8 protein-coding genes are annotated in these 10356 nt (G+C 55.1%); 4 read left to right on the forward strand and 4 right to left on the reverse strand.

What is annotated here, in order from left to right:
- Nucleotides 1-376: 376 nt before the first annotated feature.
- Nucleotides 377-1264 carry an HTH-type transcriptional activator IlvY gene (ilvY, locus tag MPRO_RS15750; RefSeq protein ID WP_067294771.1) on the reverse strand — a complete coding sequence of 296 codons (888 nt, stop codon included), beginning with the start codon at nt 1262-1264 and terminating at the stop codon, nt 377-379.
- Between the two features lie 245 nt (nt 1265-1509).
- Here ilvY and ilvC point away from each other — a divergent pair, with 245 nt between their 5' ends.
- On the forward strand, nt 1510-2985 hold the full coding sequence (gene ilvC, locus MPRO_RS15755) for a ketol-acid reductoisomerase (protein WP_067294774.1): 1476 nt from the start codon (nt 1510-1512) through the stop codon (nt 2983-2985).
- 149 nt (nt 2986-3134) lie between these two features.
- Nucleotides 3135-4577 carry a molybdate ABC transporter ATP-binding protein ModF gene (gene modF, locus MPRO_RS15760; RefSeq protein ID WP_067294776.1) on the forward strand — a complete coding sequence of 481 codons (1443 nt, stop codon included), beginning with the start codon at nt 3135-3137 and terminating at the stop codon, nt 4575-4577.
- Between the two features lie 61 nt (nt 4578-4638).
- Here modF and MPRO_RS15765 read toward each other — a convergent pair whose 3' ends face one another.
- Entirely contained in the window at nt 4639-5880 is a 1242-nt protein-coding gene (locus MPRO_RS15765) for a DEAD/DEAH box helicase (RefSeq protein ID WP_067294778.1), read from the reverse strand.
- A 1635-nt stretch (nt 5881-7515) separates the two neighbouring features.
- Between MPRO_RS15765 and MPRO_RS25870 the strand changes: the two genes are divergently transcribed.
- Nucleotides 7516-7983 carry a hypothetical protein gene (locus MPRO_RS25870; protein ID WP_158651838.1) on the forward strand — a complete coding sequence of 156 codons (468 nt, stop codon included), beginning with the start codon at nt 7516-7518 and terminating at the stop codon, nt 7981-7983.
- A gap of 28 nt (nt 7984-8011) precedes the next feature.
- Complete coding sequence (locus MPRO_RS15770; protein ID WP_067294781.1) at nt 8012-8392, forward strand: VOC family protein; 381 nt, start codon at nt 8012-8014, stop codon at nt 8390-8392.
- A gap of 613 nt (nt 8393-9005) precedes the next feature.
- On the opposite strand, the gene MPRO_RS15775 is transcribed toward MPRO_RS15770, so the two are convergent.
- Both MPRO_RS15775 and MPRO_RS25875 read right to left on the reverse strand, forming a co-directional pair.
- On the reverse strand, nt 9006-9653 hold the full coding sequence (locus tag MPRO_RS15775) for a DsbA family oxidoreductase (protein WP_067294784.1): 648 nt from the start codon (nt 9651-9653) through the stop codon (nt 9006-9008).
- 498 nt (nt 9654-10151) lie between these two features.
- Nucleotides 10152-10356: transposase (locus MPRO_RS25875; protein WP_173645517.1), on the reverse strand; the 205-nt coding region annotated here is incomplete at its 5' end.

Here is a 10356-nt window from a genome sequence, read left to right on the forward strand (position 1 = left end):
CCGATGAAGCCTATTCGCTGCGCTCTGAGATCATTCGGCGGGCTGCGCTGAAGGTACATCCATGTACCTCATCGCAGGCGCAACAGTCCCTGTTACGCCCCTTCGGGCCAATTCGCCGAATAACCCCAGTGCTCGCTGGCTTCATAAGGGGGATCGGAGCCGTTCTGATATTTCAGTGTTGCTGACCCAGCTCTGCGTAATGACCGATAAAGCGCTGTCGCCGCCGCTTTTTCTTGCCCCTAGCCCCTAGCCCCTCGCACCTTTCTTTGCCACCTCGCCCCTTTCTTCGCCCCCTAGCCCCTAGAACCTAGCCCCTTTCTTTGCCACCTCGAACCTCGAACCTCGAACCTCGCACCTTTCACCTTTCACCTAAAAATCACTGCTCTTGAATCAATGACCAGAACGCGTTCACCAGCGGGTTGCTGAGGTTTTTCTTCAGCGCAAACAGGCCTATATCGTAGGGCTCGAGTTCTGGCTGCACGTCGAGGATGCGAATGCGATCCGCCATGGGGCTGTTTTTGAGGACGATTTCGGGTACCACGCCTATACCGAGCCCCAGACTCACCATGCTGACGATGGCCTCGTTGCCCGCCACCTGGGCGTAGATGCGCGGGTTGACGTCCATCTTGTGGAACCAGGCGTCGATACGTTTGCGGGCGATGCCGCCCTCCGCCAGTATCATGGGCACCTGGGCCCATTGCGCCGCCGAGGCCGGCGGGGTAAGGGGCACATCCGGGTCGCTCTGTTCCAGGGGTGCGATAAAGCGCAGCGGCGACACTGTGATCGGCTTGCAGACCACGCCCCTTGGCAGGGAGCGGGGTTGGGCTGCGATGCTGATATCCTCTTCACCGGCGACGACCCGGGCTATGGCATATTCCGGGTCGCCGGTGTGCAGCTTGAGTTCTATATCCGGGAAGTCGTGGCGAAAGCGATTGAGCAGGTCAAACAGGATGCTGTACACAGCGGTGACCGAGCAGTACAGACTGATTTCACCGTGCAGCTGATCGGCCCCGCCCGCCAGTGCGTTACGAATCAGGTTCCACTGCGAAATCGCCTCGCGGGCGTACTGCTGGAATCTCTGCCCCTCATCGGTGAGGGAAACGCTGCGGTTATCGCGCCTGAACAGCGTGACACCAAGTTCGTCTTCCAGCTGGCGGATATTGCGCGACAACGCCGACAGGCTGATATGGCAGCTGGCGCTGGCGCGGCCAAAGTGCAGGCTGTCGGCCAGGGCGATAAAGTGTTTAAGAGTGCGTATGTCCATGGGGCTAGCTTAACCGTTATTGCAAAATATGGCACACGGTGTTGCGTTTATATCGATTTACGAAAGAAGGCATCTTCGCTACAGTAGCCCCACTAGATTTTCAGGCGGTGCAGCCCCTGAGCAAATCTGGAGGTATAATACCTCGCCAGATTTGATGGGCTGCACAGCGCTTTGTTTACGCAAGCCTGGCTTAATACGTTGTTTTAGCTGCTCTGGCAGCTGCTTACATATACGGGAATTTCAAAATGCCAAACAATTATTTCAACACCCTGCCCCTGCGTGAGCAGCTCGAGCAACTGGCCAAGTGCCGTTTCATGGACATTTCCGAGTTTTCAGACGGCGTTTCCGCTCTGAAAGGCAAGAAAATGGTCATCATCGGTTGTGGCGCCCAGGGCCTGAACCAGGGTCTGAACCTGCGCGACAGCGGCCTGGATGTTTCCTACGCCCTGCGTCAGGCAGCCATCACCGAGAAGCGCCAGTCCTGGAAAAACGCTTCCGAGAACGGCTTCACCGTCGGCACATACGAAGAGCTGGTTCCTACCGCTGATATCGTCCTGAACCTGACGCCTGACAAGCAGCACACGTCCGTAGTGACCGCTGTTATGCCGCTGATGAAACAGGGTGCCTGCCTGTCCTACTCTCACGGTTTCAACATCGTTGAAGAAGGCATGAAGGTACGTGAAGACCTGACCGTCATCATGGTTGCACCCAAGTGCCCGGGTTCTGAAGTTCGCGCTGAATACGTGCGTGGCTTCGGTGTGCCAACGCTGATCGCCGTTCACGAAGACAACGATCCCAAGGGTGAAGGCCTGGCCCTGGCCAAGGCATACGCCGTTGGCACCGGCGGCCACAAGGCCGGCGTGCTGATGTCGTCTTTCATCGCCGAAGTTAAATCCGACCTGATGGGCGAGCAGACTATCCTCTGCGGCATGCTGCAGACCGGCTCCCTGCTGTGCTTCGACAAGATGATCGAAGAAGGTGTTGACGCAGGTTACGCCTCCAAGCTGATCCAGTTCGGCTGGGAAACAGTGACCGAAGCCCTGAAATACGGCGGCGTGACCAACATGCTGGACCGCCTGTCCAACCCGGCCAAGATCAAGGCGTTTGATCTGTCCGAAGAGCTGAAAGTCATCATGCGTCCGCTGTACAACAAGCACCAGGACGACATCATCGACGGCACCTTCTCCCGCACCATGATGGAAGACTGGGCGAACGATGACAAAAACCTGCTGGGATGGCGCGCTGAAACCGCCGAAACAGCGTTTGAGAAGACTCCGGCCGGCGATGTTGAAATCTCCGAGCAGGAATACTTCGACCACGGCATCCTGATGGTTGCCATGGTTAAGGCGGGCGTTGAGCTGGCCTTCGAAACCATGACTGCTGCTGGCATCGTTGCCGACTCCGCTTACTACGAGTCGCTGCATGAAACCCCGCTGATCGCCAACACAATCGCGCGCAAGAAATTGTACGAGATGAACGCAACGATCTCCGATACCGCCGAGTACGGTTGCTACCTGTACAACCACGCTTGCCTGCCGCTGCTGGCCGACTTCATGAAGGGCATCAAGACCGACGTTATCGGTCGCGGTCTGCCGGTTGACGACAACGGTGTCGACAACGCCCGTCTGATCGAAGTCAACACAGCCCTGCGCAGCCACCCGGTTGAAGCTATAGGCGCTGTACTGCGCGGCCACATGGCCGACATGAAGAAGATTGTATAAGTCTTCTTGAGTGAGCGATGCCTGCGGTACTGTGCAGGCATCGCGCACTAAAAAAGCCGGGACTTGTGTCCCGGCTTTTTTTTGAACGCAACTTTTCCAAAACGCCTGTTAAAGGTGCCTGAGCAACAACCCTGGCTGGATTCCCTCCCATGACTACTCGCCGCCCTATTCACCTGGAAGCGCTAACGATTCAGTTTGATGAGCGTTTTCAGCTAAACAATATCAACTGGCAAATTGAGCCCGAGCAGCACTGGGTCATCACCGGCACCAATGGCGCCGGCAAATCCGCCCTGGCTGCCGTGCTGGCAGGTGCCGGTGAGCGGGTCTCGGGCAGCCTTAGCGGCCTGCCTGCACGGGTCGGTGTAGTGTCCTTTGAGGCCCAGGCCGAGCTGATCGAAGCCGAACGCAAAAAGGATGACGCCGATATTCTCGATGTCATCTCCGAAGGCACCCCGGTGCATGAAATGCTGTTCAAGGACTGCGCAGACCCCGCGACCGCCCGCGATCTGGTGGCCCGATTCAAGCTGGAATACCTGCTGGATCGCGCCTTCAGAAAGCTCTCCACCGGGGAGTCGCGCAAGGTGATGCTCATTCGGGCGCTGTCCAGCAACCCCGAACTGCTGGTGCTGGACGAACCCTTCGATGGCCTGGATGTCGACACCCTGTCGATGCTGCAAGCCTATCTGGCCACGCTGATCGAAACCGTGCCCATGGTGCTGGTACTGAACCGCTTTGATGAATTCCCCGACTTCATCACCGATATCGCCTACGTCAACCAGGGCGAGCTGCAGCTACAGGTGAAGCGCGATGATCCCAAGGCCTATGCCGAGCTCTATCAGCTGCTGCACCTCAAGACCACCCAGCTGGCGGTGCCGCCCGCAGACCCTGAAACCGCCATCCCGGCGCTGGACCCAGCTCAGCCGCTGGTGCATCTCAATGGCGTGAGCATCAAGTACGATGACAAGGCGCTGTTCAGCGACCTGGACTGGACCATCAACCCCAACCAGCACTGGCAGCTGAGCGGCCCCAACGGCAGCGGCAAAACCGGGCTGCTGTCGCTGATTACCGGCGACCATCCGCAGTGCTACGTCAACGATATCTTTGTGTTCGGTTTCAAGCGCGGCAGCGGCGAGAGCATCTGGCAGATCAAGCAGTTCATCGGCTATGTCTCCAGTGCGCTGCAGTGGGAATACCGGGTGGGCACCAGCCTGCGCAATGTCATCATCTCCGGTTTTTACGACAGCATCGGCCTGTACAGCAAGTACAGCGACCGTCAGCGCCAGATTGCCGATCAGTGGCTCGCGCTGCTGGGCATGAGCCATCGCGCCGATCAGCCTTTCAACAAGCTGTCCTACGGTGATCAGCGCCTGCTGCTGATCGCCCGCGCCATGGTGAAGCACCCGCCGCTGCTGATTCTGGATGAGCCCTGCCTGGGGCTGGATGACATGAACCGCCAGCTGGTGCTGGCACTGATCGAGAAGATCTGCGCCGGCACCGAGACTGCGGTGATCTACGTGAACCACCATCCGGAAGATCGGATAGAGGGGATCGAAAACTACCTGGCGCTGAACGCGCCCACACCAACTCAATAAGACCAAAGCGCCCGGGCCTGTCAGGGGCCCGTGTACGCTTGCTCAATCCAGCTATCAGCTATCAACGGCGACGACGATCCGGCTTCTTGCCCAGCGCACGCTCCCGCGCACGTTTATTCTGGGTGCCCCTGCTGACGCTGCGGGTATTGCGCACCTCTTTCGTCGGGTCCGGTTCATAGCCTGGCAACCATTGCTGCATCAAGCGCTCGTCGAGGATGACTTCTATCTGTTCCAGCAGGTAGTTTTCCGCCGGGCTCAGCAACGATATTGCCATGCCGGAGCCGCCCGCACGGCCGGTACGCCCGATACGGTGGATATAGTCCTCGGCGTTGTAGGGCAACTCATGGTTGATCACATACTGCAGCTGATCGATGTCCAGCCCGCGTGCCGCCACGTCAGTGGCCACCAGCACCCGGGTATCCCCCGCCCTGAAGGCCTCCAGCGCCCGCTCCCGCGCACCCTGGGATTTGTCGCCGTGGATCGACTGGGTTTTTAGACCGTCCTTGCACATCTCGCTGGCGAGTTCATCCGCGCCCTGCTTGGTGCGGGTAAATACCAGCACCTGATGCCAGTTCTTGCTGCCGATCAGATAGGAGATCAGCTCGCGCTTGCGATCGGCATCCACCGCGTACACCATCTGCTCAACCCTGCGAGCGACAGTGTTGCGGGCGTCCACCTCAATCAGGGTGGGATCCTTCAGCAGGCTTTTGCTGAGTGCAAAAATCTCAGGCCCAAAGGTGGCGGAGAACAGCAGCGTCTGCCGCGCAGCCGGGATGGGTTTGATAATACGGCGCACTTCGTCGATAAAGCCCATATCCAGCATGCGATCCGCCTCATCGAACACAAGATGGCGCACCTGACTCAGATCCGCCGCCCCGCGACCAATCAGATCCAGCAGACGCCCGGGCGTTGCCACCAGAATATCCACGCCACTGGCGAGTGCCGCCATCTGGGTGTTAACACTGGCACCGCCGTACACCAGCGCCGTCTGCAGCGCACTCTGGCTGCCGTAGGCCACAAAGCTCTTGTACACCTGCTGGGCCAACTCCCGTGTAGGCGTCAGCACCAGCGCCCGAATAGCGCGCTTGGGCGACGCGAATACGGGCGCCTCACTCAGCAGTTGCAGGATCGGCAGCGCAAAGGCGGCGGTTTTGCCGGTACCGGTCTGGGCGCCGGCCATCAGGTCTTGTCCTGCAAGAATGGCCGGGATGGTGGCAACCTGGATCGGCGTGGGTTCGGTGTAGCCCTGTTCGGTAACGGTATCAATCAGTGACTGATTAAGACCGGTGGTGGAAAATCCCATGGCGTTGTCTGGCTCTGCTGGTCGGGGTGGTGGGCGGGTATTATACCTGTTGTTGTGGGGCGATCTGGTGTCTTGGTGGTCTAATTTAACGCGAGCGGTTTGATATCCAATTGCAGGCTGGGCAAAGCGGAGCCTGCCCGTCGAGCACCGACTTTCGTAGGGTGCCAATGAGCCTGCGAATTGCACCGTGCGGCGGTAGGGTTCTGCCTAATCGTTGAATGTCGCCAGGCTGTGCGAAAGCAAGGTCGGAGGTATATATAGCAACCGGTGCAGGCGGACGCTTCATCGATTCTTGATGGTCCATGTAACACCTTCTTGGCGTGTCACTTTCTTTGCTCGCGCGAAAGAAAGTAACCAAAGAAAGCGCGCCCCAATGAAGCCTTTTCGCTGCGCTCCGACGCCATTGTGCGGGCGCCGCTAACGCACATCCATGTGCTAATCGGCATCGATACAGTCCCTGTATCGACCTTTCGGCCTGATCGCACAATGACTCCAGTGCTCGCTGGCTTCATAAGGGGGAACGAAGCCGTTCTGGCGTATTGGCGTATTGGCGTATTGGCGTATTGGCGGTGCGAGATTAACGGCTGCAATTTGATATTCGAATGTAGGATGGGCAAAGCAGAGCTTGCCCATCGGGAACTGGCTTTTGTAGGATGCCAATGAGCCTGCGAATTGCATCATGCGGCGGTAGGGTTCTGCCTAATCGTTGTATGTCGCCAGGCTGTGCAGAAGCAAGGTGGGAGCATATATAGCAACCTGTGTAGGCGGACGCTTCGTCGATCCTTGATGGTCCATGTAACGCCTTCTTGGCGTGTCACTTTCTTTGCTCGCGCGAAAGAAAGTAACCAAAGAAAGCGCCCCAATGAAGCCTTTCGCTGCGCTCTGAGATCATTCAACGGGCTCCGCTGACGGTACATCCATGTACCTCATCGGAGGCGCAACAGTCCCTGTTGCACCCCTTCGGGCCGGATCGTCGAATGACCTCAGTGCTCGCCGGCATATGGCCATGGATGGCCAGTAGCCAGAAAATGCAGGAGCAATTTTCTGCTCATAAGGGGGATTGGAGCCGTTCTTGCGTATTGGCGGTGCCGGGTTAACGGTTGCGATTTGATATTCGAATGTAAGATGGTCAAAGCGGAACCTAACTATCGGGCACTGGATTTTTGTAGAGTGCCAATGAGTTTGCGAATTGCACCATGCAGCGGTGCAGCTGCTCTATAGCCTCGCACCTCGCACCTCGCACCTCGCACCTGCGATTTTCTCCTTCCAACTTGATCCTGTTTTAGGCATTATTCGGTGAGCACCGACGGAGTACTGGTGCAATGCTTTGATCGTCAAAAGTAATCGTCAGCTAAGCAACGGAAGCCAGGCTGGGTGAAATCCCTCCCCCCATTCCCCTGCTTTACTGGCCCTGCCTGCGCAGCATCGCAAGACGGCATTCAGTCTTCGAGCGGGCGGTAGCGTGGTTTTTAGGTTCGTTCGGCAGAGTTGGCAAAAAGAGTTGGCTGTATCAATATGATCTGAACAGCTCACTCTACTTGGCATTGCGCCTGATTTTGACGAGAATCCATCAGGAAATACAGGCCACAGGAAAAACGGCCTTCAAGGATAGAATACAATTCTACAGGAAGAAACATGGAACCCTTAAGCCTCAGAGTAAAATTCAAGGATGCATTGAAGATTGCCATCAAAAATACTTGGTTACCATTTCTATTAGGGATTGGGCTGGCTGCTTATAGAGGAAGCATCAATTCAGACAGCATTGCGCTCGTATCTCTACTGCTGACTGGAATACTAGCTATTGTAGCTTTACTTCTATGCTCTATACCCTGTCTAGAATTAACTAGAGCTGGTATTAACTTCAAAAACTGGCGAGGTAGAGATGAGTTCTGCGGTTGGAGTAACGATCTAACCTTGGTGCGAACAAAACAGGGAGGCTATCTAGCCTATTTGTTAAAAAACTCACATCAAAATAAAACTTATAAAGTTCCAAGCGTTTTATTCACATACCCCGAAGTTCATAATTTTATAAATACGTATGCGCCAAGATCTCATGTTTTCAGGGGCCATCTTAGTGACTCCTCCGGTCCTTACTTGCAATGAGTATCAACACCCGTAAAGGAAGTCAATAATGTTCACAGTAAAAGCAACCCAGCACGTTTTGGCGGTCAATGATCTTGAGAAGAGCGAGAGCTATTTTCTCGACAAGCTTGGATTTTCGGTTCGGTTCCGGGTGGGTGGCTGGTCGTTCCTTAGTCTGTGCAGCTTCCATGTGATGCTGGGACACTGCCCCGACGAGGTACCGGCCCGCGATACGCATAACCATTCGTACTTCGCCTATGTGAATTGCGACGGCATTGATGAGCTCTACAGTGACTACCAGCAGCGCGGCGCCGAGATATGCCAGGCAATATCCGACAAGCCCTGGGGTTTACGGGAGTTTGGTGTTATCACCCCAGAAGGCCACCGAATCATGTTCGGCGAAGACATTGAGCCATCAGAGAATGCATAATTAGTCGACATAGCAGATTCAAAGAAGCGTGGTAGCTTTTAGCGATAATCGCAGGCGTTATGAATCAGCATTAAATCCAGATAAGTGATGGGATGAAGTCAGTTTTATATAATTCAATCCAAAACATCAGAGCGGCCCCTTTCCCCCTTATGAAGCCAGCGAGCACTGGTGACATTGTACGATCAGGCCCAAAGGCGAACAGCAGAGACTGCTGCGCCGGCGATTAGATGCAGGATGCTCCCACTCTTCATCGTTACAGCATGCGTTATAAAAAATATGAAATGCAGACAGGTGGGGAGCAGATTAAAACGTCTAATACATCAGAGTGGCCTCCTTCCCCCTTATGAAGCCGGCGAGCACTGGCGTCATTGTGCGACAAGGACCGCAGGGGCGAAGACAGGGACTGTCGAGCCGGCGATTAGGAACAGGATGTTCCGTTAGCGCCGCCAACATAATGGCGTCCGAGCACAGCGGAAAGGCTTCATCGGGGCGCATTCTTCAAGGTAAATAAGACAACCGATATCATATTTTAAAAAAATCGCCCCCAACATCACTATTATTGGGAGCACCCTTTCATTAAATCATCACAAGCTGACTTTAGCCCACTTCCAATTTATCCCTGCTCAGCAATCTCCGCTAAAACCTGCTTGAACACTTCCGTTGGATGAGCTCCGGTCACCGCGCTCTTGCGGTTAAACACTATGGTCGGCACCGATGAAACACCCATACTGCGCCAATATTCTTCTTCCCCGGCAACTTTATCGCGGGCAGCCGGATTATCCAGCTCCGCCAATGCCTCTGCGGCATTCAGGCCTACGGATTCCAGGACTCTAGCCAGAATCTGCTTGTCGGATACATCCTGCCGGTTGCTAAAGAAGGCTTCAAACAGGCGCATTTTAAGCGCATGTTGCTTGCCCTGCTCAGCGGCATATTCCAGCAGGATATGGGCATCGCGGGTGTTAACCATTTTCATGTCGTCAAAATAGTCGAACCTGAAGCCCAGCTCGCCGGCTATCTTGGTCATGTTGGCCCGCGCCTTGATGCTCTCTTCAGGCGTGCTGCCATATTTTTTGGCGACGTGAGCACGCAGGTTTTCACCCTCGGCCGGCATGTCTGGGTTCAATTCGAACGGCTTCCATTCGATTTCAACCCTGTCTTCCAGCCCCAGCTCAGTAATCGCCTTTTCCAGGTACTTGTAACCAATGATGCACCAGGGGCACACGACATCCGAGATGATGTCGATCTGAATCTTGTCCGCCATGTTAGTCCTCGCCTCTCAATTCGCGCGTCGCGCCATTCAATGCCCACATCCTAACCAGATTTGAACAATCGTTCAAATTGATTTTGAACAACTGGTCAACCTTGTACTTGAAGCAACGCGTTAATCCCACTCAGACGAAGTTCATGCACATCAGCATGCTCCCCGCAGCCTAGCAGCCTGTCGGACTTGATCGGTCGTAGCGAGGGAAAGACCGATTTGAGGCAGTTTTTGGGCTCTTTTGAGGCGAATAGTGGTTCTATTTAACACTTGGAACGCAGTGTAAAGAACCGTTTTAGCGGGGTCGCAGACCGAGGAGCCTGCGACGAGTAAAAAAGAGCACATAAAATGACCAAATTCAGCTTTTCCGCAGTAGATCAGTGGTAAGTCCGACAGGCTGCTAGCACTACATATCCAAGGTCCAGGAATTAAAGTTTCCTGTAAAGGGTTACCCATGTCATTGAACTCAACTGTTATTAACCCGGCGGATAAATACATCGATCACGCTGCATACAGAATGTGTCCTGCCCGGAAATATGTTTTTACCCGTTCTGGCCGACGTTGCAATGTGAGCATGCATGATCGAGTGCGTTTCTTCAGGTCTTCAATCGAGCGGACCGCCGGACCACTGTGCACCATGTTTTTCAGGTCGCAGTTCAAGTATTCATCCGGGTTCAGTTCAGGCGAGTACGCTGGCAAAAAGAAC

The sequence above is a fragment of the Marinobacterium profundum genome (assembly GCF_001528745.1).
Taxonomy (GTDB): Bacteria; Pseudomonadota; Gammaproteobacteria; order Pseudomonadales; family Balneatricaceae; genus Marinobacterium_A; species Marinobacterium_A profundum.

Excerpts from the sequence above, each read along its gene's own strand:
- ilvY (WP_067294771.1), bottom strand. The coding sequence starts at position 1,264 with ATGGACATACGCACTCTTAAACACTTTATCGCCCTGGCCGACAGCCTG.
- ilvC (WP_067294774.1), top strand. The coding sequence starts at position 1,510 with ATGCCAAACAATTATTTCAACACCCTGCCCCTGCGTGAGCAGCTCGAG.
- modF (WP_067294776.1), top strand. The coding sequence starts at position 3,135 with ATGACTACTCGCCGCCCTATTCACCTGGAAGCGCTAACGATTCAGTTT.
- MPRO_RS15765 (WP_067294778.1), bottom strand. The coding sequence starts at position 5,880 with ATGGGATTTTCCACCACCGGTCTTAATCAGTCACTGATTGATACCGTT.
- MPRO_RS25870 (WP_158651838.1), top strand. The coding sequence starts at position 7,516 with ATGGAACCCTTAAGCCTCAGAGTAAAATTCAAGGATGCATTGAAGATT.
- MPRO_RS15770 (WP_067294781.1), top strand. The coding sequence starts at position 8,012 with ATGTTCACAGTAAAAGCAACCCAGCACGTTTTGGCGGTCAATGATCTT.
- MPRO_RS15775 (WP_067294784.1), bottom strand. The coding sequence starts at position 9,653 with ATGGCGGACAAGATTCAGATCGACATCATCTCGGATGTCGTGTGCCCC.